The sequence below is a fragment of the Agrobacterium sp. SORGH_AS 787 genome, from assembly GCF_030819035.1.
Lineage (GTDB): Bacteria > Pseudomonadota > Alphaproteobacteria > Rhizobiales > Rhizobiaceae > Agrobacterium > Agrobacterium larrymoorei_B.
In genome coordinates this window covers 2,408,274-2,430,469 of sequence record NZ_JAUTBG010000002.1, presented here as the reverse complement: position 1 = coordinate 2,430,469, position 22,196 = coordinate 2,408,274, and the positions used below count along the sequence as shown (strand labels likewise).

Here is a 22,196-nt window from a genome sequence, read left to right as displayed (position 1 = left end):
ATAAAATGCTGCATTTCCGGCATCTGGCTTTGTCAAACAGAGTGAATCTTTTCAGAATCTTAGCGCTGTGTGTCGCGGTCTCGCAGACACAGGTGAAATGATAGTTGAGCGCGCCGCTATTGAATCGGTCGCTTGCCGCTGCTACCTGATGCTGAAATCAAAGGACGAAGAATGGCTTCTCGCGATCGATACTCACGGAAACTCGAATGTTCGCGCTGCGGGCATACCGGATTTGCCGAAGCGTCGGAGATAGATGAAAAAGCATCTGCCCATGTGGATTTTCGCATTGATGAAATGCCACGTGGGTTCAGAGCGGAGCGCCCCTCGACGAACCCGGCCGACTACATGATCCGTTGTGCCCAATGCGGCAACATTTTCCGTTTTCAGCAGAAGACAGCCTATGCGCCTGGCGGCGAGCCTCGCAACCGGCGCGCCTGAGTCGGCCGTTCATCCTGATTCAGTATGTTGCGGAAGGAGTTCGATATGAATCTCGACACGCAGACGGAAAAAACCAAGCCGCCGCGCAAGCCGCTTTGGCCGTGGCTTCTGCTGCTCCTCCTGACGCTGCTAACCATTTATTGGTACCATTGGTTCACCCAGATGGTCGACGACCTGATCGTCAATATGCCCACTGCCATTGTTGAACTCTTGGATCATCTCATTGGCGAGGAGTCCCGGCGTGCGGGTCCCGCCCCAGACCAAAAAGTGGCGAGTCGTCGTGCCCGCACCCTGACGATGACACAAAAAAGCCCCGCTGAATTGGCGGGGCAGGTTGTTCGCTCGGGGAAAGTTGGGCAATGCCCTGGAGCGATGGCGGCAAGCTATCTTTAAAATAGGTGATCGGCGAGGCCATATTGCTGGTGATCGGTACGCCTGACGACAAAAAGCGTCAGCAAGCCCGACCTATTTCCCAAAAAAGAACCCGCGCGAGGCGGGCTGTCAGTCGAGAGGGGAACTAGAGACTGGGAGTCTCGGTCATATAACGTCCAACACGCAAATAAGGTTGCCAAAGAAATCGGATTTTTTGTCGATCTTGGCTCATTGCACTTTAATCATTCATCGCTCTCAAACGACGCCCAAGAAAAAAGCCCCACCTTCAAGGCGGGGCGAGGTGTTACCTGATTGGCTCTCAGGACTTGGGAGCTCCCCCGTAAAAGAGGAACGAGGATTGAATTAGCTCAGGGTTATTTGTTGTGAAAGGTCATTGCGCCGGGGATCGGTACGCTTGCTCAAAAGAATTGCCATGAACTGGTTTTGCTTCCGGGCTATCCAGTCTTTTCGGATTGGCTGCGCATTCATCGCGTGTTCAGCGCTGCTGTGGCAAATTGACCGTGCGTTGGGTGGCGAAGTTCGATGCCAACTCACCTGGAGATTTCTGCCATGAAGAAAGTTCTGCTTTCAATCCTCGCCGCGGTGCTGACTGCCAGCACGCTGTTTGCCAGCGTTCAAACCGCTTCTGCTCAATATTATGATGGACCTTATCGCTACGATCGCCGCGGACCTCCGCCTCCACCTCCGCCTTATCGTGATCCTCCACGCAGGCATCATCATAACAATACCGGCGCGGTGATCGCCGGCGGTATTGCAGCCGGTCTTTTGGGGGGCATTATCAGCGGCGCCATCACCAATGATAGCGGACCGCGGTATGTAGAGCCCCCACCGCCACCGCCACCGCGCTGCTGGCTCGAAGATCGCCGGGTGCCAAACTCCTATGATGGTGGATGGCATATGGAAAGTTTCCGGGTTTGCCAGTAATCGCAGCTCACTCACGAAAAAGCCGGCTGAAACGCCGGCTTTTTTGCATATGCTTGGTAGAATGAAGATCGTTTACGCGCTCGCTCGGACTTGGTCCCGCCCCTTGGGATCTGCTCGATCCGAGAGCCTTTCCAACTCATTCAAGAGTTTTCCCGGCAGGCAAGGCTTTTGGCAGAAAGCCGACGTCGCATAGCGTTGTGCCAGCTGCCGTCCGTCGGCATGGCCGGAATGGAAAACGAAAGGGACGCCGCGTTCGGCGAGAATGTCGGCGATGGGGAAGACTACGCCATCAATCAAGCGCACATCGAGGACGGCGCAAGTCGGCGTATTTTCCTTCAGATAAAGCGAAGATTGCTCGATACTGGCAAACGGCCCTGCAACATCCCATCCGGCCTCTTCAAAGGTCATTTGGAGGTCGAGGGCAACGAATATTTCGTCTTCAATGATGAGTACCGATTTGCGTGTCATTTAAAACCGAACGTGGCAGAGTAAGAATATGATGGAGTTCGGAGCCGTCGAGTTTGGTGTCAATCTCGCCTCCCAATTGCCGCGCGGCGCTTGACAGTAGAAGAGTTCCAAATCCTTTTTCCCCGAACTCTACAACGGGCTTCCCTATTGTTTCGTTCCATAGCAGATAAATATTTTCGTTATCTTCGTCCCAACTCACATCCAGCTTGCCATCGCTTTTGCCAAGCGCTCCGTATTTTAGCGCGTTCGTCGACCATTCATGCAGGATGAGGGTCAGCGGCGTAATGCATTTTGCAGGGATTGGGAGGGAGTCTTGCGAAATTTCGATGCCGCCCTTTTGCTCGTAGGGTGCGAGGATTGTCTTGACCAGTTCCGCAATCTCGACCGGGCCAGTGCGCTTCTGGTTCGACGCGAGCGAATGAGCGTTGCCCAGCGCGAGTATACGGCCTTCAACATCTGCGACCAGACTTTGCACCGTGTCATGCTTTCGACCTGCCATGCGCAGGATGCCACCGATCATGGCGAAGAGGTTCTTTACCCGGTGGTTCATCTCGTTCAGCATCAGCTCGCGCGTTTCTGCAAGCCGGTATTCGGCCGTCACATCAACGGTCACTCCGATGATCCTCGGAGAATCGACGTCTCCCACGTAACGTCCGAACACCTTGATCCAGCGAGATCCCTGTGTGGACGCAAGTTCGGTCGTCAGGTCGAAACCACCGTGGTCTTTCTCCGCCTGCTGGATTGCTTCGAGAACCTCTATCCGATCCTCCTCCCGAATTTTTGCGAGGAAGTCGTGTGTGCTGAGGTAATTGCTTTGCGCTTGCAGCAATTCCCGTGTCGAGCCGCCGAGTAGAAACTCCTGGCGTTCCGGAAGGTATTCCCACACGCCGATGCCTGCAGCCTCAATAGCGAGCTCGTGCCGGTTCTGTTCCCGTTGCAACTGGGTTTCAACACTCACCGCATGGGAGATGTCGGTCATGACGATGGTTGCACCGGTGATGGTGCCGTCCGAGATTCTGTAGGGGAGAATTCTCAGCGTAAACGTCTTTCGGGTTTCTTCGTGCCAGACTGTGTCCTGGTAATCGACGCCATCATCCATCACGCTACGAACCTGGTCGAGATAGTCCGGCGTCAAAATGCGTGTGGTGACATCCGAGATTGGACGACCACGATCGGACGCTTGTAGCGGCATGATTTCGGTCGCGGCGCGGGTGAAGGAGCGCACACGCAGGTTTCGGTCGAGAACGATGATGGCGAGGTTGGTGGAATCGAAGAAGTTGCGAAGATCGGTATTGGCGATCGTCAGCTGCTCGATCTTATTCTTTAGCTCGTCATTGACCGTCGTCAGCTCTTCGTTTGTCGATTGAAGCTCTTCGTTCATCGACATCATTTCTTCGTTGGAGCTCTTCAGCTCCTCATTCGCGGTCTCAAGCTCTTCGGTGGCAGAGCGTAGACGATGCTTGGCCGAGCGCAGTTCGCGCTCAAGGGCTTCGACATGACCGTTGCTCGGTTCAAGGTTGATGAGGTCGCTTTCTTCCAATGGCTTGAACTGCCCGGTGTCCTGAAACACCAAAAGGAACCTGTCGTCGTCCACCGGATCGCAGATGATGTCGGTCGTCAGCGAGCCAAACTCGGTGATGACTTCAACCTTGCTGGACATGACGCGCTTTTTCGCGGCATGGGCTTGGCGCAGCAGAGGTCCGATCTGCTCCTTCACGCCGGGGCGAGCAAGCGAGGCAGCGCTGGTCTCGTTGGAGCGGGAAACCGGAAAATCGAAAAAGCGGCTGAGCTTGCCGAAGGCCGCCATGATCTGACCTTCCTGATCCAGAAGCATGCTGGCAGGCACGTATCTTTCAAGCAGACGCGACACGACGGTTTCGTCGTCGCTTCTGGCTGTGTCGTGCTGGACGTCTGCGCCGCCTGATCGACGACCCTGATCCTGGCGTCCGCCGGGAAGCGGAATGGGATAGGTGGGAAGACCCGGCAGTCTTTCGAAAAGCCGCGCCTTTTGGTCGATGCTGGCGAAAACCGTCTCGAACCGACCGACACTTTCGGACGGCCCCAGGAAAAGAAAGCCGCCCGGTCGCAACGCATAGTGGAAGAGCGGCATAATGGTCTTTTGCAGCTTGTCGTCAAAATAGATGAGCAGGTTGCGGCAGGAGACTAGGTCGATCTTCGAGAAGGGCGGATCCTTGACGAGACTGTGGCCGGAGAAGCGGATCATATCCCGGATCTGGCCGACGAAGTTGAAGCGATCCTTATGTGGAACGATATATTGCTCCTGCAAAGCCGGTGGAATATCGGCCAGCGCGGCGTTCGGGTAAGATCCCGATCGCGCGATTTGCAGCATGCTTTCATCGATATCCGTTGCGAAGATCTGGACATCGCACATCACCTGCAACTCGCGGGCCGCTTCGGCGAATAGCATGGCAATGGAATAGGCTTCTTCGCCACTCGAGCAGCCTGGCACCCAGACACGCACGCCGTCTTCACGTGCTTCCTGGCTCTGGAGGAGCGGACGGATCGCCCGATCTCGAAGAACGTCAAAAAACTCCCGGTCGCGGAAGAAGCGCGTGACGTTGATCAGCAGGTCGCGAAACAGGGCCTCGCATTCCTCGTGATCGCGTTGCAGCCGGTGCAGATATTCCTTTGCGTGTTCGATCCCAAGAACATGCATTCTGCGTTCGATACGACGAATGAAGGTGGTCTTTTTATAGCCGGAAAAATCGTGGCCGACGGAGTTGCGGAGCGTTCTGCACAGCTCGTCAATATGATCTTCGACCAGAGAGGGTTGCGCATCGGCAAGCACCTTCGTGCGCCTGAAGAAAAAGCCCGTGATGCAGGTGAGAATCTTGTCCGGTGGCTGGATGAAGTCGACGAGACCCGTGCCTGCAGCAGCAAGCGGCATGCCGTCGTATTTCGCCGTCGCGGGCTCCTGGGCAACGCATAAGCCGCCATTTTCCTTGATGGCGCGAAGGCCCGTCGAACCGTCTGCGCCCGTGCCTGACAAGATAACGCAGGCGGCATTGCCATTCTGGTCGTTGGCAAGCGAGATAAAAAAATCGTCGATCGGGCGACGCAGTCCGCGCGGCTGGGCAAAATTCGTCAGCTCAAGCGTACCGTTTGAAATGGACAGGCCATGCCCTGGCGGTATGATAAAAACGGTATCCGGCTGTATGCGCTCTCCGCCCTGACACTGCTTGACGGAGAGTGCTGTGTGTCGTCCGATCAGCTCCGCCAGCATGCTTTCATGATGAGGATCGAGATGCTGAACGACGACGAAGGCAAGGCCGGTAGGGACTTCAGCGGAGGCGAACATCTCACGCAGAGCTTCCAGCCCTCCGGCAGATGATCCGATACCGACGACGGGCACATCCTGGGCTTCTGAACGTTGGTTCAAGCTCAATTCCTCAAGGTCTCACCAGAATGGCTCTGGTCGCTTTTATCAAGTTCGGCCAAGGTCACTTTTGCCTGCGCGATGGTGGTGGCCGAGCTTGCAATCGTTGCCAGACTGCCTTCGATGATGACGTTGTGGCCTTCCAGCATGGGCTGAATACGGGTGAGCGTCGTGCCTAGATCAGTGTTGTATCTGTCGAGGAGATCGGGCCTGGTGCGGCTGATATCGAATTGCGAGGCGAAGATGTACTGAACGTCGCCGGAGGACGAAGTCAGTTTCGACATGAACAGGAGGTTGACGAAAGGGCTGCCATCTTTGCGGAAATTGACGATGGGCGTCCGTATCACCGAAGAGGTCGGCCGCGACAGGAAGGAATGTATCTTCGTGCGCGCCTCCTCGTTCAAGGCTCGCTCACCATCTGCGCTGTGCTGCAGCATACGGCAATTCTTGCCCAGCACATCGGCGTCTTCATAGCCGGTCAAGGTTTTGAAATGCTGGTTGACGAGAACGAGTTCGTTGTCTCCTTTCGCTTCGGCAAGCGCGAGGGCGACTGTTGCATTATTGAAGAACTCCCGGAGGGGAGGCAGAATAAACGATGTCGGCATTGTCTCATCAACTCAATGTATTTCTTATTTAATTAAGGTAGATTTCTTGTTTTGATAAGGGCAAGTCGCGATAAACATCACTTGCAGCATGAAAACATGCCCTTCATCTAAGCTTGATGTCGATGACTGCCGACGCAATTCTGCCGTCTTAAAGAAGACGCTGCGCGTGCCACTTCAGGTGATCGTCCATGAAGGTGGAGATAAAGTAGTAAGAGTGATCGTAACGGTCATGAAGGCGTAGTGTGAGGCCGATATCGGTTCCCTTGACAGCCTCTTCGAAGAGCCATGGACGCAAGCCGTTTTCGAGGAAACTGTCGGCTTTTCCCTGGTCGATCAGAAATTCGGGGAAGCGTGCGCCATCTTCGACCAATGCGCAGGCATCGTAGTTGCGCCAAGCCGATTGATCTTCACCAAGATATTTTTCGAGCGCCGGGCGAGACCAGTCCGCCGACGACGGTGCGACGATCGGCGCGAAGGCAGAGCAGCTTTTGAAGCGTTCGGAGTTTTTCAGCGCGATCGTCATGGCGCCATGACCGCCCATCGAATGTCCGAAAATACCCTGGCGGGTCATATCGGCGCGGAAGTGCTCACCGATCAGCGCGGGAAGCTCTTCCGTGATGTAGCTGTACATTTGGTAATGCTCAGCCCAGGGCGCCTGGGTGGCATCGAGGTAGAAACCTGCACCTTTGCCCATCTGCCAATTCGTCAACTCGTCGGCCACGTCGTTGCCGCGCGGAGAAGTATCCGGGCAGACGATGATGAGACCGAGCTCTGCTGCAAGCCTACGATACTCGCCCTTTTCCATCACATTGGCATGGGTGCAGGTCAGGCCCGAAAGATACCAGAGAACAGGGCAGGGCTCATTGATCGCCTTTGGCGGCACAAAGACGGCGAAGGTCATCTCGCATTTGCATGTTTCCGACTCATGCGCATAGACGCCCTGCATGCCGCCGAAAGCCGTGTTCTGAGAAATAACCTTCATGTTCTGCATCCTTTTATGAAAGCGGTATCAGCCTGCAAGCGATACAGCGGCATTAACCGCTGCAGCCACCAGCACCGTATTGAAGAAGAAAGACACGATCGAGTGCACGAGCGTGACCTTACGCATGGCCGTCGTGGTCACGGCAACGTCGGAAGTCTGCGCCGTCATGCCGATGACGACGGAGAAATAGAGAAACTCGTAAATGCCAGGGGCTTTGGTCTCAGGAAAATCCATGCCACCCTTCGGCTCTCTTTTGCCGCCATCGGCAGACGGACGCCAGAACAGATGGGCATAATGGACCGCTGCCATGGTGTGGATCGTCAACCAACCCAAAATGACCGATAGAAAGGACAGGGTGAGAGACAGCGCGGTTTCGCCAGAGTGATTGAGCGCCATGAACAGCGACACCACGGCGACGACGACCGCAAACAGCGTGATGAAGATGATGGCGATCGCCGGGAGATCGTCGCTATCGGCATGCGCCTTCAGATGCGCTGCTGTAAGATAAGGAAGGCGGAGGGCGAGTAAGAACAGATAGGTGAGAAAAAATGCGACGGCCGCGGATTCGATGGCGAGCTTGGGGATGAGCATGAGCGTTGCTGCCAGCACCGCGCCTCCCAGGACTGCGGCAATCAGAAACGGCCGGTGACGCGTATAAAGGCTGATCTTTGTCTGTTCTTTGGTCTTGGGTGCTGTCGCCATGCTCGATTACTTCTTTATCCGGCGACACAGCCGGTCAAGTGTTTCCAGGAACTGCGAACGGTCGCGTGGGGAGAAGGCGGCATTGTAGCCTTTGCTTTCTCCGGTTTCACGCAGATGCGCGCCCAGATCGCGCATGGCGGTTGCCATTCCGATATTGGTTTGATCGAAAACGCGACCGGTCGGACCCGTCACCATCGCGCCATTTGCGACACAACGACCTGCCAGCGGAACATCCGCGGTGATGACGATGTCACCTTCGCCGGCGCGTTCGGCGATCCAATCATCAGCCGCATCGAAACCGCTGGAGACGATCACATTCTTCACCTTCGGATCACGAGAGGGCCGCAGCCCAGAATTGGCGACAAAGGTAACGTCGAGATCATGCCGTTCTGCGACTTTCAATATTTCCGTCTTCACCGGACACGCATCGGCATCGACATAGATCTGCGGCATCGAGAAGGTTCGTCCTTTTGGATTGTTCGTAGGGCAATCGCCTGGGTGCCCATTTGAGCTTTTTTCCGGCCCTGCGCAACATGTTTGCGCTTGCCCGCGTTTTATGACGCTATCGTCTTCGATCCATTTTAAGTCATTCATAAAAGAAAGAGATTGCCCCTTATGACAGACGTCGAGCAGTCCCCGAAGATCAACCGTCTTGTTTTACAGCAAGTCATTGCGGGCTTGAGCGACGGGCTCATTTTGCTGGAGCCGGATGGCGCCATTTCTTGGGCCAACAAATCGGCGCTCGATATGCATAGGGTGGAGACGCTTGATGAGCTTGGCGCAGACATTGCCGCCTATCGCAAAAATTTCACCCTGCGCTATCGCAACAACCATCTTCTGGATGAGGGGCAATATCCCTTGGAAAGGCTGTTTGCCGGCGAGGAGGTTGATGATGTTACCGTCGAGATTTCGCCAGCCTCCGATCTCGACCAGACGTGGGTCCATACCGTTCGAGGCATGGTGATTGAGGATGCGGGTGCAAAGCCGGATGTGACGGTTCTGATCATTCGCGACGAGACACCGCTTTATGAGGCGGAAGAGCGCTTCGAAAGAGCCTTCAACGCCAATCCGGCACCGGGTCTGATCTGCCGCATGCAGGACAAACGCTTCATCCGCGTCAATCAGGGTTTCATGGAAATGACCGGGTTTACCCGCGAGGAGATCATCGGCCGGAGCGTTGAGGAGCTTGGTCTCTTTTCCAATTGCGAAACCGGACAGGACGCGCTTGATCGGCTTGAGGACGGACGCGTCATTCGTCACCGGGAAGCGTTAATCCCAATCCCAGAGGGTGACCGGCTGGTTATCGTTGCGGGCGAGGTGATCGCCGTTGGCGAAGAGCCCTGCATGCTTTTTACCTTCGCCGATCTCGATGGGCGCAGAAAGGCGCAGAATGCGCTTCGCCAGAGCGAGGAACGCTTCTTCAAATCCTTCCGTCTCTCCCCGGCGCCAACTGCGATTTCCCGGCTCGAGGACTTCGTCTTCACCGAAGTCAACAATGCGTTTCTTCAGCTGTGCGGACGCAAGGAGCAGGACATCATCGGCAAGACAGCGAGCGAACTGAAATTGTGGGATGACGTCAATGCACGCAGAGACGTGGAACGCCGCTTGAAAAGCAATGTGCCGATCCGCGAAGAGCCGCTCAGAATGAATCTCAAGGATGGCAGCAGCGCTGAATGTGTCGTCTCTGCGGAACGCGTCGAAATCAATGACCAGCTCTGCGTCATCTGGGCACTTCAGGATGTGACGGAACGTCGCCGATCCGAAGACGAATTGATCGAGGCCATAGAAACCGTCATGGCCGACACCTCCTGGTTCAGCCGCACGGTGGTGGAGAGGCTGGCGGGCCTTCGTCAGACATCAAGAGGAACGGTCTCGACGGCATCGCTTAGCGATCTGACCGAGCGCGAAGACGATATTCTCACATTGATCTGCGAAGGCTGCAGCGACAAGGAGATGAGCGACAGGCTGAACCTCTCCAAACACACGATCCGCAACCATATTGCCTCTCTCTACGGCAAGATCGGTGTCAACCGCCGTGCAGCGGCGGTCATCTGGGCGCGCGAGCGTGGCTTCAGCGGGCGCAAATTGCGCAAGACATAAATCTTCCCGCTGATTTTACTGAAAATAGGCCAGTTTGTACCAGTAGGATTAGTAGTTTTCTCTCTGATGCGGAGTTGTGCCTCACTCTATCTTTTCATCATGGCGCCAATGACGGCGACATAACGATGAAAAGGAAGGAGTTCTAATATGGATAACAACCGCATCGAAGGCGCAGTTCGCCAGGTCAAGGGCTCGATCAAGGAAGCCGTCGGCAAGATCGCTGGCAACGTGCGTATGCAGGCTGAAGGCCGCGCCGAAAAGGTAGCAGGCGAAGTGCAAAGCAAGTACGGCGAGTCGAAGGACACCGTGCGCAGGGCCTTCAAGTGAAGACCTTGGCAAGGAGTCGATCGAGATGATGATTTCTTCCGACGAGGCACGGTCACCAGTCGCGAACCCCCAGGACTGCAGCCTCTGCGCCGCACTTCAAGCCATCATTGCCTATGCGGATGGCCAGGAAGGCAGTCGTATCACGGTGTCCATCGAGAATGGCAGGGTTATGCTAACGGGTGAGGTGGAAACGCTTGCCTCACTCGAATGCGCAGTTTTCATCGCGGAGTGTTTTGCTTCTCGTCCGATCATCGCCGATCTCTCAATTAAGCCGACAATCCAGTCCATAGCGCCCCGGCGCATGGCCAGACCAGATCTCTCTATAAACGACAACAGGAGTCCCCTATGAAGAAGCTCGTTCTTGCCACCGCAGTTGCCGCTCTTGCCGTTGCACCGGTCGCACATGCCGAAGCAAAGCGCTCGCACAAGCATATGGAAACCGCACAGAAAGAGCGGGTCGGCACGCTATCTTGTGAAATCGCAGGCGGCATCGGCCTGGTCGTCGGATCAAGCAAGGCGGTATCCTGCGAGTTCCGTCAGCGTTCGGGTGAAGTTGAACGCTACACGGGTAAAATCGGCAAGATCGGCCTCGACGTCGGTGTTACCGGAAAGCAATATCTGAGCTGGATCGTCTTTAACACGGCTGAATCCCGTGTCGGCGATGGCGCACTCAGCGGTACTTATGTCGGCGCATCGGCCTCTGCCGCGGTTGGTGTCGGTCTCGGTGCAAACGCTCTGATCGGCGGCAACGCCAAGAACTTCGCGCTGCAGCCGCTGAGTGCCCAGGCAGGCACGGGCGTCAACCTTGCAGCCGGTATCGCTAGCCTTCAGTTGAAGTCTGCCAGCTAATTGGCGCGCTGAGACTAAAACAAGATCAGAAGCGGATGACATGCGTGCGGGGCGGTGGGGTTTACACCGCCCCGACTGTTTCAAGTGCCTGTTTCTTTCTATTGATTGTCTTCAGGCCTATGGTGCTCTCCAAGCCGCCTATGCCAGGCGGCTGCCGCCTCTCCTGCAAGGTTGCGCATCTCACGCAGAGCCAACTGATCGCCTTCGTTGAGGCGATGGCGGCGGTATCGCAACCCGGCAAGGTCGTGCAGCGCGACCTCGACATCGATGCTCGCCAAACCTGCGGTACGCTGTGCGGTGCGCACTTCAAGGACAGGTCTGCCGGCGATGACGTTTTCCAGATAGGCAAGGTTCGCCTCCCGGCCTTTGGTGATCAGCTGATGAAGCGGGGGGCCGAGATCCGGCCACAGAACGAGAACGGCAAGCAGTGCCGCGATACTGCCCAGGAGGTTATCGACCACCCGCGCTGCGGCAATGCCACTTCCAGGATGCATCATATCGGTCACGATAATGAAGAGCGTCGTCAGGAAGACGACGAAGATCGTGTAATTCACCGACCGCAGCGAAATCGTAACACTGGCGAGCAGGATAGCCAGGGGGCATAACACCATTTGATTCTGCGTGATGAAAAGCAGGCTCAGCGCCAACACGCCACCGAGCAGGGAGCCAAGAACACGTTCAAGCGACCGCGCCCATGTCACGCGAGCGCCGCCCTGAAGGCAGACGATCAACGCCATTGTTGCCCAGTAGGGATAGCCCAGCTGAAAGATGATGGCGGCGTAGTAGACGCCAATGACGCCCGCTGACTGCCGTAAAGCCAGTCGGAGCGCACCATTCATCCGGTCCTTCCAGTTCGTGGCGGCCTGATCCGGCGGTGCTGCCAGGGCCTCGGTGGACTGATCCGTGTTTTCCACTACGTGCAACGCCTGCTGCAATGCCAGCACACAGCCAGTCATGACATCGTCCGTGAGAGTGTTGCCTATCCTTTCCAGCCGTTCGATGCCACGGCGCAAAACGACTTTCTTACTCCTCTCTCGTAAAGAGAGGCGGACACCGAGCAGGGCGGTGTCGAATGCGCGTGCCGTCACCGCACGCTCTGTTGTCGGCCCCAACTTGTGGATATAGGCATGGTCCAAAGCGACGAGGGCGCCAAAGATGATCTCGGTCGCTCGAAGCGCATTGTGATATCGGCGTGCATCTCCCGGGTACCGTGCCAGCACCGCTCTCAGCCGCTCCATCGCCATTCGAACGGCACGTCTGTGTTCGGCATGTTCACTATGCCACTGCGCGTCCCTATGGCCGCCATCGCCGATCGCGGCCAGGTCTTTCGCCATGTCTGACAGGCGCGTAATGACGGCGCCCGCGTTCCGGTGGAGTGATGCCGTTGGATCGATGCGCCAGAACAAGTTGATCAGGAGGAAGGCCCAGCTTCCACCGGCCAGGAAAGTCAGCGACTGTGCTGTCGCAGTTGGAAGTGGGTGCGGAAAGCCCACGGCAACGACGGCGACAACAGCAAGCAGGGTCCCGAGCACGCCGTCCAGGGAAAAAGCCGCCCCAACCAGTATGGCAACGAAGACAAGGGCAGGGCCGACGGCAAGGCCAGCTTCCGTTCCCGCCGACGCGGCCCACGATCCGGTGAAGGCGATCGCGGTGCCGATCAGGACGAAAAGTCCGAGTGTGCGGCGGCGCATGGCATGAGGACCCGGTCCGTCGCAAAGACATGTCCAGAACGCAGCAAAGACTGCCCATCCCAGTGAGGGCTGACCGGCCACCAGCGCGAGAATCACAACGGTGCTCCGACAGCAAGCGCTGCGCGCGCACCTTCATCGCCGCTAAACTGCTCTGGCAGCAAGCCGACGGCCCGCAACTCCAGCCGGCGTGCTGCCCGTCGAAGATAATGGATAGCCCGTCTACTTTTCCGCCTGATTTTGCTGAGGCGTCTTTGCTGCTCAAGAGCGGCCATAGCGTACCCATATGATTTGTTCTGCAACAGCATGCACCAACGTACCAACAGCGCTTCCCAGCAAAACCTCCGCGCCTCGATACAATCCCACTTCCCACAAAGGCGTGTCGGCCGTGGTTGTCAGGAACACGATGGGGCAGGTCCACATGCAGACCTTGAGGGATGGATAACGCCGCACGATGATGGCAGCCAATCCGACCGCAATGGCAATTTCGTAAGCCTGCCCCGCGCCAAGCCACTGTGACGTCGTGCCGACGACGACGGCGATGATCACACCAAGCAGGGTGCCGACAAACCGCCCGATAGTGGCTTGGCGGGTATCGCCAAGCCTTTCCTGACCCACGATGATGCCGGACATGGCCGCCCAGACGGGATGGGGAAGCCGGACCGCCTCTGCCAGGATGAAGGACAGTGTCGCGGCCCCGGAGCAGCGCAGAACGAAAGCCAGGTCGCGGACGCGTGTCTCGTTCACTCTCGTCTTCCCTTACCGCAGCAGATTTGTACGGGCGAGTTCAACCACTTCATCACCGCGGCCACTGATGATGGCCCTCAGCATATAGAGGCTGAAGCCCTTGGCCTGTTCCGCCTTGATCTTCGGCGGCATGACGAGTTCCTGTTTCGCGGTTACGACATCGACCAGCACAGGTCCTGGATGGGCAAAGGCCGAACTCAGTGCCCAATCGACGTCAACCGACTCTTCCACCCGGATGCCTTTGATGCCCATGGCGTTGGCCATGGCGGCAAAATTTGGGTTCTTCAGGTCTGTGCCCGTGTCGATATAGCCCGCCGCTTTCATCTCCATCGCTACGAAGCCGAGGGAGCCGTTATTGAAGACAATGATTTTCACCGGCAGGTTGAGTTGCGACAGCGTGATGAAATCGCCCATCATCATGGTGAATCCGCCGTCACCCGAAAGTGACACGATCTGCCGATCCGGTGCTGCAGCCTGCGCGCCGATGGCCTGAAGCATGGCGTTTGCCATCGAACCGTGATTAAAAGAGCCGAGAAGACGCCGCTTGCCATTCATCGCGAGGTAGCGTGCCGCCCAGACGGTGGGGGTGCCGACATCGGCTGTGAAGATCGCATCTTGTGCAGCAAGTTCGCTGACCCGTTGCGCCAGATACTGGGGATGGATCGGCTTGCCGGCGCCGGAAGGTTTTGCCAGATCGTCCAGCCCTTCGCGCGCCTTGACGTAATTTGCACGAGCAGCATCAAGAAAACGAGTGTCAGTGCGGGGTTTCAAGTGGGGCAGGAGGGCGGCAATCGTTTCGCCGACATCGCCGACCAGGCCTAGTGTCAGGGGCGCGCGCTTGCCGAGCGCGCCCCGCATCTCGGTCGATCTGAACGATCCGCGCCTTGGTGGGATAGAAGGTGCGATAGGGGAAGTCGGTACCGAGCATGACGAGTGTGTCGGCATTTTCCATCGCGTGATAACCAGACGAGAAGCCGATGAGGCCAGTCATGCCGACATCGAAGGGATTGTCCCATTCGACGTGTTCCTTGCCGCGCAGCGCATGCACGACAGGAGCTTTCAACGCATCCGCCAGAGCCACGACCGCGTCGTGATGGCCGGCACAGCCGCTGCCCGCGAGAATGGTGATCGCCTTGCCCTCATTCAGTAACTCGGCGAGGCGGCTGATTTCCTCTTCGCGTGGAAGAATGCGGGGCAGGGACGGAACGGCCTGAGGCGGAACCGTCGAAACGGGCGCATCGGCGAGAGCGACATCGCCCGGAATGACAAGCACGGCAACACCGTTCTGGCCGATCGCCGTATTCAGCGCGCGGTTGAGAACGCCCGGCATCTGCGCGGGATTTGAGACAAGCTCGACAAAATCCGCGCATTCGCGAAACAGTTCCTGCGGATGGGTTTCCTGAAAATAGCCAAGCCCGATTTCGGAGGATGGTATATGGGCCGCAATTGCCAGCACCGGAACGTGGTTGCGCTTGCAGTCGAACAGGCCATTGATCAAATGGAGGTTGCCCGGGCCGCAGCTGCCCGCGCAGACGGCAAGCTTACCTATTACCGCCGCTTCGGCGCCCGCCGCAAAGGCAGCGGTCTCTTCATGGCGCACATGCATCCATTCTATTTTCCCAAGCCGCCTCAAGCTGTCGTTCAGCCCGTTGAGGCTATCGCCCGTAACGCCCCAGATGCGCTCAACGCCAATATCGGCGAGGCTTTCTGCCAGTAGATCAGCGACGGTCATGGTCATGGATGTCTCCTTTCTTCACGTCGTTGTTCTTCCTTGAAAGCTAGAGACGTTTCGATCTAATTTCCAATATATGGATTGAGGCTTTTTCATATATGATATTGGATGACATTGATATTCGGCGGCTTCGCTACTTTCTCGTCGTTGCAGACGAAAAGCATTTTACCCGCGCGGCAGACAGGATCGGCATTCGCCAGCCGCCGCTCAGCATGCAGATCCGCCAGCTTGAAGAAACGGTGGGCGCTCGGCTTTTTACCCGTCATGCCAAGGGGGTAGAACTAACGGCTGCGGGGAGGGTGTTTCAGGACACAGCGCTCGACATCGTCGGGCGTTTTGAGGATGCCGTCACTCAGGTTCGACGCCACGCGGCGGGCCAGACTGGCCGCCTTCGCCTGGGCTTTGCCGGAGCCACCTATTTTCATCCGGCCATTCCGCTTATCATTCGCGCTTACCGCTCAGCCTATCCCGATGTGGTGCTGTCGCCGGAGCAGAGCAACACTCCCGCACTTCTTGCTGGCCTGCGCGAGGGAAGGCTGGATGTGGCTTTTATCCGCCCACCCGTTTTGGAGGATGGCTTGCTCTCTGTTCGGGCCTGCCTCGATGAGGACATGGTGGTGGCGCTGCCTGCGGATCATCCCTTGTGTGACCATGACAAGTTGCCGCTTGACGCTGTCGCCGGTGAGAATCTCATTCTCTTCCCACGGGACATTGGGCCCGGTCTTTACGACAGCATCGTCTCGGCGTGCAACGAGGCAGGCGTCAGTCCCAAGCTGGGCCAGGAGGCGTCGCAGATCGTCTCCATCATCCCGCTGGTTGCGGCAGGTTTCGGCGTTTCGATCGTGCCGCGTTCTGTCGCTTCGATACGCAATGAAGGAGCTGTCTACCGCCCGATCGCCGGGAAGTCGCCTCGCGCGCCGATCGCAATCGCCACACGGACCGACGACCATGCGAAGCTGGTGACATCCTTCGTGACGAGTGCTGTGCAAACTGCGAGGTCCAATGCTCCAGCCGATTTTGCGCCCGCTCTGAGATAAGGAGATGTGATCTATGTGGCCTGTGGCGGTTGTTTAGCAAATGCTGTTCAACTATTGATGCCGCGCTTGTGATCAAAAACGCGCAAAGGCCATCATGCTAATTCCAGACATAAAGCTTCCACCGCGCCCTTTGAAATTGAAGCGCGGCGTGTTGTCCATACCGTTCGCCTACTCCTTCTCTCCGGTAATCCTGCTGGCAATTGCCGTCTTCATGCTGGTAGCGGAAGGACCGGGAATTATCCGGGATTACAAGATCAGCCAGAACCCGGTTGAGATTGAGGACGGCGACCTTAACGGCAGTTGCAAGACCCGTAAGGCTGTCTTCACTACCTGCACCGCCAAGCTCGCCTATGACTATCAAGGCAAGCACTACGATAGCGACGTCGAGGTGATGTTCGTCGATATCCACTCCGGAGACTACGAGGCAGGCCTCTTTATCTCGGGCTCGGATCCTCAGCTTGCGACGATTTCGCTCGGTCTCGACATGCTGTGGAACCGGATCGTCACGCTGGTGATCATCGCCGTTCTTCTGAGCTTCGGCGGTATTGCACTGTTTGTGGCACTCGTTCGATACTTCCGGGCAAAGGCGAAGCTCAACGAAGCGCAGCCACTCACCCTGTTGCCGGTCGCTCTGACGAATGTCACCAAAAAGCGCGGCGGAGTCTTCCTCACCTATTCAGACACCATTCGCGACGACAAGACAAAGCGGCAATCCTTCTCGCTGATGCGCAAGGACGAGGTTCCATTCATCAATGGACAATCCGAGAAGCACGATATCGCTCTCGCCGCATGGCAGAAGAACAGCCCTCTGCCGGTCATTCTGGATAGCCGTTTGGAGCGTATCGAAATGACCGAAGCGGAGAGGGCGCAGGCATTGTCAGCTTTCGCTCCCGATGCAGCCGTTTCGGAAAACACACAGACCACAAGAACCCAGCCTCAAAAATCGGCTGGCGCCTCCGCCGTGCATGGCGTCAAGGCGTTCGGTATTATCATACTGCTGATGATTGTCGGGCTCGGAGGCTACTGGCTCTGGTATGTCACCGCTGCGCCGTCACAATTCACGTCACCAGCGATGGACATCAACAACCTGATGCCAGGCCCGATCAACAAATGGGGCTGCGCTCAATTGCAGAAGCGTTTCGGCGACCAGGACGCACCGTTTGGATGCACGGCAGGCGACTATAGAAGCTGGAAGTGAGTCATCGCGATGGGCCGGAACAGTTACACGGTTCTGGCTCGTTTTCTGACGTGTACTATTCGCTTCCTGTGGCAAACAGACCAGTTATGTCTTTGAAATAAAAAAGGAATCAGTGGCGGATGGGGTGGGATTCGAACCCACGGTACGGTCTCCCGCACGCCGGTTTTCAAGACCGGTTCCTTAAACCACTCGGACACCCATCCTTGCCTGTCGCGGGTTTATAAACGTTTGCGCCAGCGCGTCAATTGCCTCAAAAGCCTTATTTTCCAGTCGCTCCCGTCGGCGCAATTTTAACCAAACCTTAACCACGTTGATTACAATTTTAACTTTCCAGAACCTATCGTTCGCATTTTCGCCATGTTGCGGGCAAGATTAGGCATCCGTTAAGTGCTTCGGTGTGATGGGCGTGATCATCGAGGTGTGAGAGGGGCCGTGCACAGGTGCGGTCTGAAGCAGCACGGGGCAGAAATTTGAAGTCTACCGTTACGAAGATTGGCGTCAGCGTCAAATGGGTCGGCATTGCCGTTCTCTGTGCCGCGACCGCATCATGTTCGACGACGTCGGAAACAAAAACGAAGCCAAAGCGCAGCAAGGAATATTTCGCCGAGTCGGAATATGGCGTGAAGGCAAGTCCGCGTATCGCAGAAGGTGCCAACGTCCCCAAGGGCGGTGGCCGGTTCCTCGTGGGCAATGCTTATACGGTCAAAGGCCGTCGGTATTTCCCGAAGGAAGATCCAGGCTACGACAAGACCGGTCTGGCCTCCTGGTACGGATCTGCTTTCCATGGTCGCATGACGGCCAATGGTGAGGCTTACGACAAGGAACATCTTTCCGCCGCTCACCCGACATTCCCGCTTCCGAGCTATGCCCGCGTCACCAATCTTGAAAATGGTTCATCCGTTGTCGTTCGCGTCAACGATCGCGGTCCATTCCATGAGGGTCGTCTGATCGACGTGTCCAGCAAGACTGCCGATCTTCTCGACATGAAGGGCACCGGCACTGCCAATGTACGGGTGCAGTATGTCGGTCGCGCGCCGCTCGATGGTCACGACATGCCATTCCTGATGGCGTCTTACATCCCCAAGGGATCGCGCGCTCCTGGCGTCAATCCTGAAGGTCAGATTGCAAGCGGCGTGATGGTGGCTTCCGCATCGCAGCGAAACATTCCGATTCCATCCAACCCTGCCTATGGTGGCTCGGCGCAGACCGCGCTGGTTGGCACGAAAAAGAACAATGCGCTTCAGGCCATGCCGCTGGTAGAAGGTCCGGCACCTGCTTCTTTCGGAGGGCAAGGCAATGTTCAGTTCATTGCGCTTCCAGAGATTGGCCCCTTCATCAACGAGCGTCCTGAAGGCAACTTCCTTCGCGTTCCAGGCCCATCGCCACGCTACGCTTCTGCCTATTCCGAAGCTGCGCCAGCATCCAAAGCTGCTCAGGTTTTCGATGCCGTCCTTGTCGACCATGGCGAGCTGACGGAAGAGTCCATTCTGAACTACGTGAAGAACAAGCAGAACAAGGTCCGTTGAGCTTTGTCTCGACGGCCTTGTGGCCCATAATCGCTGTATCCAACGACGATTCCATTTTTCGGATCGTCCGGCAGGCGTGAAGTAGCAAACAGACGGCGGGCCGGCGTTTCATGGTGACTTTGATACCGAAAATCATCCGTCGTTTCAGCTTCGCTGCGCTGGTGCTGGCCTGCAGCGCAGCGACTGCGTCCGCGCAATCCGGTGGTCTCGTCGTCAAGGCACAGCAGGCCTATATGATCGATGCCGAGACCGGCACGGTTCTGCTATCGCTGAATGAGACCACGCCGTTTCCGCCTGCGTCTCTTGCCAAGCTGATGACGGTGGAAACCGTTTTCGATGCGCTGAAGAATGGTCGCGTCTCGCCAGAGACGGCCTATCCTGTGTCAGAATATGCCTGGCGAACGGGTGGCGCTCCCTCCCGAACCTCCACCATGTTTGCCGCGCTAAAATCCTCCGTGAGCGTCAATGATCTTCTGACGGGCGTGGTGGTGCAAAACGCCAATGATGGCTGCATCATTCTGGCGGAAGGCATAAGCGGCTCCGACACGGCCTTTGCCAAGGCGATGACGGACCGCGCGAAAGCGCTTGGGTTGACGGGAAGCGTCTTTGCCAACTCCACCGGGCTTCCTGACCCGGCCAACACAACGACTGCCAAAGACATGGTCATGCTGGCCAAGCACATTCGTGAGACCTATCCGGATCGCTACGGCCTCTTTACCAAGCCGGATTTCGAGTGGAACCGCATCTTCCAACGCAACAAGAACACGCTTCTTGCGCCTGATCTCGGCATCGATGGTCTGGGGCTCGGTTTTGCCGAGGGCCACGGTTATTCCGCCGTTGTTTCTGCCGAAAGAGACGGTCGCCGTATCTACCTGACGCTGGCCGGGATGGAAGACGACAAAACGCGGCAGGAAGAGGCCCGTCGCGTCGTCGAGTGGGGGCTGACGGCCTTTCAAAAGCGCGAGCTGTTTCAAAAGGACGAGACCGTCGGCAGCGTGAGCGTTTACGGCGGTGCGGCTTCAGCAATCGATCTTGCGGTGCATGAGACGGTGAGCGTGCTTGTGCCACTCAACAACCCTGATCGGCTGTCGGGCCGCATCGTCTACAAATGGCCGCTCAATGCGCCTCTCGATGCAGGGTATAACGCCGCGACGCTTCGCATATTCTCCGGCGAGAGATTGCTGCGGGAAGTGCCTCTTTACACGACCGCGGCCGTCGCGCCCGGCACGCTCAGCCAGAACGCGGCCGGTGCTTTGAAAGAGCTGTTGTTTTTCTGGCTCTGAAAGAGCCTGCCGCCCGCCTGAAAAGGATGTGCAGCGGTCAGCAAGCGGTTTCGCACCCCATCGATATCGTCTAATAAGAAGCAAGAGACGAGACTATCAGGAAGAGACATTGCCCCAAAAAGGACTGTTCATAAGCTTCGAAGGCGGTGAGGGCGCTGGCAAATCCACGCAGATCCGTATTCTGGCGGAAACGCTGCGCAGCCGCGGGCTTGAAGTCGTCGTGACACGCGAGCCAGGCGGTTCGCCAGGGGCTGAAGCCATTCGTCACGTGCTGCTCTCGGGTGCTGCAGAGGCTTTTGGCGTGCGCATGGAAGCGATGTTGTTTGCCGCAGCCCGTAACGACCATGTGGAAGAGGTGATCCGTCCGGCACTCGAGAGCGGTGCTGTGGTTCTCTGCGACCGATTTCTCGATTCATCGCGCGTCTATCAGGGCACGACTGGAAATTTGGAGCCGGAGTTCATCGAAACGCTGCAGCGCATTGCGGTGGACGGCACGATGCCCGATCTGACGCTGATCTTCGATATTCCCGCTGTGGATGGTCTGGCGCGCGCGCGGAAGCGTGCCGATGATGGTGCGGCACCCGATCGCTTCGAGAAGGAAGAGTTGGAGACGCATGAAAAGCGGCGCGAAGCCTATCTCGACATTGCGCTGAACGAGCCCCGCCGTTGCCGCATCGTGGATGCCAAGCAGCCGCAGGAGAGGGTGACGGAAGACGTTCTGGCGATGGTCGAGCCACTCCTTGAGCGTTTTGAACACCTTTCGGATGTGGCGCAATGAGTGAGACACCGGGCGTTCTCGATGGTGCGATTGCACCGCAGGACAATACGCGCCTTTTTGGCCATGAAGAAGCAGAGCAGTTTCTGGCGCAGTCCTATCGCTCGGGCAAGGGGCATCATGCCATCCTGATCGAGGGGCCAGAGGGAATCGGCAAAGCAACGCTTGCCTTTCGCTTTGCCAATCACGTTCTGTCGCATCCCGATCCGGCTGTGGCACCGGACCAAATTGCCGATCCTGAACCCTCGTCTTTCGTCAGCCGCCAGATATCATCCGGCGCCTCGCACAATCTGCTGCACCTGACGCGACCGGTTGACGAGAAAACAGGGAAAACCAAGTCAGCCATCACGGTTGATGAGGTGAGGCGGGCAGGGCACTTCTTCTCGCAGACGTCGGGTACCGGTAACTGGCGGATCGTGATCATCGACCCGGCGGACGATCTCAATCGCAACGCTGCCAATGCGATCTTAAAAATACTGGAAGAGCCGCCGAAGCGGGCAATGTTTCTGGTTCTGTCGCACGCGCCCGGCAAGCTTCTGCCGACCATACGATCGCGCTGCATGCCGCTGCGTCTCCAGCCTTTGGCTGACAGCGCGATGGAAAATGCGCTCGAGAATCTGGGGCTTTCGGTTGCGGGGGAGAAGAGGGCGGCCCTGCTGCAAGCCTCTAAAGGAAGCGTGGCCCAGGCGCTGAAGCTCGTCAATTATGGCGGTTCGGACATCGTCGATGTGTTCAACGCCGTGATGAGCGCTGAGGGACCTTCTGCGCGCAAGCAGATGCACAAGCTGGCCGATGTTCTTGCGCAGAAGGATGGCGATATCATCCTCGGTTTCTTCATGGAGCACGCGACTGAGGAGTTGATGCATCGCGCCAAATCCGCAGCGATCGCGGGGGATCTGAAGGGCGCCGAACGCCAAGCCCGACTGTCCTCCTCGCTGTCCGAGCGTATCACCATTGCGCAGGCGTATAATCTCGACAAGAAGCAGATGGTGCTCTCCATTCTGGAAGATATGCGTTCGGTTTGA

General features: G+C 57.1%; 21 protein-coding genes, 1 tRNA gene and 1 pseudogene. 13 read left to right on the top strand and 10 right to left on the bottom strand.

Annotated elements, in window-relative coordinates:
* Window positions 1-171: 171 nt before the first annotated feature.
* From QE435_RS21070 to QE435_RS21060, 3 genes are all read left to right on the top strand, one after another.
* Window positions 172-438: a hypothetical protein gene (locus QE435_RS21070; RefSeq protein WP_309772998.1), complete on the top strand. Its 267-nt coding sequence runs from the start codon at window positions 172-174 to the stop codon at window positions 436-438.
* Between the two features lie 45 nt (window positions 439-483).
* Window positions 484-831, top strand: coding sequence for a hypothetical protein (locus QE435_RS21065; protein ID WP_349042556.1), 348 nt, complete (start codon window positions 484-486; stop codon window positions 829-831).
* 549 nt (window positions 832-1,380) lie between these two features.
* Window positions 1,381-1,755, top strand: coding sequence for a hypothetical protein (locus tag QE435_RS21060; RefSeq protein ID WP_306932917.1), 375 nt, complete (start codon window positions 1,381-1,383; stop codon window positions 1,753-1,755).
* A gap of 72 nt (window positions 1,756-1,827) precedes the next feature.
* Here the strand turns inward: QE435_RS21060 and QE435_RS21055 are convergent, their stop codons facing one another.
* The 6 genes from QE435_RS21055 to QE435_RS21030 form a co-directional block, all read right to left on the bottom strand.
* Window positions 1,828-2,223, bottom strand: coding sequence for a response regulator (locus QE435_RS21055; protein WP_349042555.1), 396 nt, complete (start codon window positions 2,221-2,223; stop codon window positions 1,828-1,830).
* Window positions 2,195-5,623, bottom strand: coding sequence for a CheR family methyltransferase (locus tag QE435_RS21050; RefSeq protein WP_349042554.1), 3,429 nt, complete (start codon window positions 5,621-5,623; stop codon window positions 2,195-2,197). The genes QE435_RS21055 and QE435_RS21050 overlap by 29 nt, the downstream gene beginning before the upstream one ends.
* A 2-nt stretch (window positions 5,624-5,625) precedes the next feature.
* Window positions 5,626-6,225: a PAS domain-containing protein gene (locus QE435_RS21045; protein WP_306932914.1), complete on the bottom strand. Its 600-nt coding sequence runs from the start codon at window positions 6,223-6,225 to the stop codon at window positions 5,626-5,628.
* A gap of 148 nt (window positions 6,226-6,373) precedes the next feature.
* A complete protein-coding gene (gene fghA / locus QE435_RS21040; protein WP_349042553.1) occupies window positions 6,374-7,207 on the bottom strand; it encodes an S-formylglutathione hydrolase in 834 nt (277 codons plus the stop codon).
* Between the two features lie 27 nt (window positions 7,208-7,234).
* Complete coding sequence (locus QE435_RS21035) at window positions 7,235-7,909, bottom strand: DUF1345 domain-containing protein (RefSeq protein ID WP_309771081.1); 675 nt, start codon at window positions 7,907-7,909, stop codon at window positions 7,235-7,237.
* Window positions 7,910-7,915: 6 nt separating this feature from the next.
* Window positions 7,916-8,362, bottom strand: coding sequence for a YaiI/YqxD family protein (locus tag QE435_RS21030; protein WP_306932908.1), 447 nt, complete (start codon window positions 8,360-8,362; stop codon window positions 7,916-7,918).
* 162 nt (window positions 8,363-8,524) lie between these two features.
* Between QE435_RS21030 and QE435_RS21025 the strand changes: the two genes are divergently transcribed.
* The 4 genes from QE435_RS21025 (at window position 8,525) to QE435_RS21010 (ending at window position 11,185) form a co-directional block, all read left to right on the top strand.
* On the top strand, window positions 8,525-10,009 hold the full coding sequence (locus tag QE435_RS21025) for a helix-turn-helix transcriptional regulator (RefSeq protein WP_349042552.1): 1,485 nt from the start codon (window positions 8,525-8,527) through the stop codon (window positions 10,007-10,009).
* A gap of 147 nt (window positions 10,010-10,156) precedes the next feature.
* On the top strand, window positions 10,157-10,336 hold the full coding sequence (locus QE435_RS21020) for a CsbD family protein (protein ID WP_306932905.1): 180 nt from the start codon (window positions 10,157-10,159) through the stop codon (window positions 10,334-10,336).
* Window positions 10,337-10,361: 25 nt separating this feature from the next.
* On the top strand, window positions 10,362-10,685 hold the full coding sequence (locus tag QE435_RS21015; RefSeq protein WP_349042551.1) for a BON domain-containing protein: 324 nt from the start codon (window positions 10,362-10,364) through the stop codon (window positions 10,683-10,685).
* Window positions 10,682-11,185 (top strand): DUF992 domain-containing protein, encoded by a 504-nt coding sequence (locus tag QE435_RS21010; protein WP_349042550.1) that lies wholly within the window; start codon window positions 10,682-10,684, stop codon window positions 11,183-11,185. The genes QE435_RS21015 and QE435_RS21010 overlap by 4 nt, the downstream gene beginning before the upstream one ends.
* A gap of 98 nt (window positions 11,186-11,283) precedes the next feature.
* Here the strand turns inward: QE435_RS21010 and QE435_RS21005 are convergent, their stop codons facing one another.
* The 3 genes and pseudogenes from QE435_RS21005 to poxB form a co-directional block, all read right to left on the bottom strand.
* On the bottom strand, window positions 11,284-12,972 hold the full coding sequence (locus QE435_RS21005; RefSeq protein WP_349042549.1) for an FUSC family protein: 1,689 nt from the start codon (window positions 12,970-12,972) through the stop codon (window positions 11,284-11,286).
* A gap of 162 nt (window positions 12,973-13,134) precedes the next feature.
* On the bottom strand, window positions 13,135-13,620 hold the full coding sequence (locus QE435_RS21000; protein WP_349042548.1) for an FUSC family protein: 486 nt from the start codon (window positions 13,618-13,620) through the stop codon (window positions 13,135-13,137).
* Between the two features lie 12 nt (window positions 13,621-13,632).
* Window positions 13,633-15,358: pseudogene (poxB, locus tag QE435_RS20995) on the bottom strand (ubiquinone-dependent pyruvate dehydrogenase).
* Between the two features lie 92 nt (window positions 15,359-15,450).
* Between poxB and QE435_RS20990 the strand changes: the two are divergent.
* Together QE435_RS20990 and QE435_RS20985 are read left to right on the top strand one after the other, a co-directional pair.
* Window positions 15,451-16,389 (top strand): LysR family transcriptional regulator, encoded by a 939-nt coding sequence (locus tag QE435_RS20990; RefSeq protein WP_349042547.1) that lies wholly within the window; start codon window positions 15,451-15,453, stop codon window positions 16,387-16,389.
* 94 nt (window positions 16,390-16,483) lie between these two features.
* On the top strand, window positions 16,484-17,587 hold the full coding sequence (locus QE435_RS20985) for a hypothetical protein (protein ID WP_349042546.1): 1,104 nt from the start codon (window positions 16,484-16,486) through the stop codon (window positions 17,585-17,587).
* A gap of 113 nt (window positions 17,588-17,700) precedes the next feature.
* Here the strand turns inward: QE435_RS20985 and QE435_RS20980 are convergent.
* Window positions 17,701-17,790, bottom strand: a tRNA-Ser gene (locus QE435_RS20980).
* Between the two features lie 267 nt (window positions 17,791-18,057).
* On the opposite strand from QE435_RS20980, the gene QE435_RS20975 reads away from it, so the two are divergent.
* The 4 genes from QE435_RS20975 (at window position 18,058) to QE435_RS20960 (ending at window position 22,196) form a co-directional block, all read left to right on the top strand.
* The gene (locus QE435_RS20975) at window positions 18,058-19,113 is read left to right on the top strand and encodes a septal ring lytic transglycosylase RlpA family protein (RefSeq protein ID WP_309771066.1); all 1,056 of its coding nucleotides are present in this window, start codon (window positions 18,058-18,060) and stop codon (window positions 19,111-19,113) included.
* A gap of 110 nt (window positions 19,114-19,223) precedes the next feature.
* A complete protein-coding gene (locus QE435_RS20970) occupies window positions 19,224-20,396 on the top strand; it encodes a D-alanyl-D-alanine carboxypeptidase family protein (protein ID WP_349042545.1) in 1,173 nt (390 codons plus the stop codon).
* A 109-nt stretch (window positions 20,397-20,505) separates the two neighbouring features.
* Entirely contained in the window at window positions 20,506-21,174 is a 669-nt protein-coding gene (gene tmk, locus QE435_RS20965) for a dTMP kinase (protein WP_349042544.1), read from the top strand.
* Window positions 21,171-22,196, top strand: a complete 1,026-nt coding sequence (locus tag QE435_RS20960) for a DNA polymerase III subunit delta' (RefSeq protein WP_309771063.1) — start codon at window positions 21,171-21,173, stop codon at window positions 22,194-22,196. Before tmk ends, QE435_RS20960 begins: the two co-directional genes overlap by 4 nt.

Coding starts and splice junctions, on each gene's coding strand:
- QE435_RS21035 (WP_309771081.1), bottom strand. CDS start 7,909: ATGGCGACAGCACCCAAGACCAAAGAACAGACAAAGATCAGCCTTTAT.
- QE435_RS21015 (WP_349042551.1), top strand. CDS start 10,362: ATGATGATTTCTTCCGACGAGGCACGGTCACCAGTCGCGAACCCCCAG.
- QE435_RS21030 (WP_306932908.1), bottom strand. CDS start 8,362: ATGCCGCAGATCTATGTCGATGCCGATGCGTGTCCGGTGAAGACGGAA.
- fghA (WP_349042553.1), bottom strand. CDS start 7,207: ATGAAGGTTATTTCTCAGAACACGGCTTTCGGCGGCATGCAGGGCGTC.
- QE435_RS21025 (WP_349042552.1), top strand. CDS start 8,525: ATGACAGACGTCGAGCAGTCCCCGAAGATCAACCGTCTTGTTTTACAG.
- QE435_RS20970 (WP_349042545.1), top strand. CDS start 19,224: ATGGTGACTTTGATACCGAAAATCATCCGTCGTTTCAGCTTCGCTGCG.
- QE435_RS20960 (WP_309771063.1), top strand. CDS start 21,171: ATGAGTGAGACACCGGGCGTTCTCGATGGTGCGATTGCACCGCAGGAC.
- QE435_RS21010 (WP_349042550.1), top strand. CDS start 10,682: ATGAAGAAGCTCGTTCTTGCCACCGCAGTTGCCGCTCTTGCCGTTGCA.
- QE435_RS21045 (WP_306932914.1), bottom strand. CDS start 6,225: ATGCCGACATCGTTTATTCTGCCTCCCCTCCGGGAGTTCTTCAATAAT.
- QE435_RS21065 (WP_349042556.1), top strand. CDS start 484: ATGAATCTCGACACGCAGACGGAAAAAACCAAGCCGCCGCGCAAGCCG.
- QE435_RS21020 (WP_306932905.1), top strand. CDS start 10,157: ATGGATAACAACCGCATCGAAGGCGCAGTTCGCCAGGTCAAGGGCTCG.
- QE435_RS21060 (WP_306932917.1), top strand. CDS start 1,381: ATGAAGAAAGTTCTGCTTTCAATCCTCGCCGCGGTGCTGACTGCCAGC.
- QE435_RS21070 (WP_309772998.1), top strand. CDS start 172: ATGGCTTCTCGCGATCGATACTCACGGAAACTCGAATGTTCGCGCTGC.
- QE435_RS20985 (WP_349042546.1), top strand. CDS start 16,484: ATGCTAATTCCAGACATAAAGCTTCCACCGCGCCCTTTGAAATTGAAG.
- QE435_RS21055 (WP_349042555.1), bottom strand. CDS start 2,223: ATGACACGCAAATCGGTACTCATCATTGAAGACGAAATATTCGTTGCC.
- QE435_RS20990 (WP_349042547.1), top strand. CDS start 15,451: ATGATATTGGATGACATTGATATTCGGCGGCTTCGCTACTTTCTCGTC.